This window comes from Rhizobium sp. rho-13.1 (assembly GCF_007000305.1).
Lineage (GTDB): Bacteria > Pseudomonadota > Alphaproteobacteria > Rhizobiales > Rhizobiaceae > Rhizobium > Rhizobium rhododendri.
The window spans coordinates 1-615 of the sequence record NZ_SCFL01000091.1 but is presented as its reverse complement, the minus strand read 5'-3'; the positions used below and the strand labels follow the sequence as shown (position 1 = coordinate 615).

General features: G+C 56.9%; 1 protein-coding gene. It reads right to left on the bottom strand.

The features are described 5' to 3' along the window. Positions 1 to 105: 105 nt before the first annotated feature. On the bottom strand, positions 106 to 615 hold a 510-nt coding region (locus tag EQW76_RS28770; protein WP_143123533.1), incomplete at its 5' end, for an ATP-binding protein.

Below are 615 nucleotides of genomic sequence, written 5' to 3'. Positions count from 1 at the left end.
TGCGGATTTCGCTAAATCGGGACAGCGGTTTCAGCAAGTCGCGGACAAGCGTTTCGCTAAGTCGCGGACAACGGATGCGATCGAATCCCGGTTGCCTTGTTGCTGTTACGCGTGATTGTGTTCGGTTATTTCGTCGCCGGTCAAGAGCGTCGGCGTTTTTCGTTTGCGCATGCTGTCGCCTTCGAGAGTGATGCGGTGGGCGTTGTGAACAATGCGATCCAAAATCGCATCGGCCAAAGTGGCTTCTCCAATCATTTCGTGCCAGGCGGCCACCGGAAGCTGAGCTGTGATCAGGGTCGATTTCCTTCGATATCGCTCCTCGAAGATTTCGAGCAAATCGAGGCGCTGTCGGTCATTCAGGGTATGGGTTCCCCAGTCATCCAACACCAGCAACTGAACACGTGCCAGCTTGTCGATGAGGCGCGGAAAGCGTCCATCGAGCCTGGCAAGTGCGAGATCCTCGAAGAGCCGCGGCATACGAACGTAGAGGACAGAGTAGTCGAGGCGGGCCGCCTGTCTCGCAAAGGCGCAGGCGATCCAAGTTTTTCCAGTGCCCGTTTGGCCTGTCAGGATCAGGTTCTCGTTTGCCTTCAGCCATGCGCCCTGCGCCAAGGA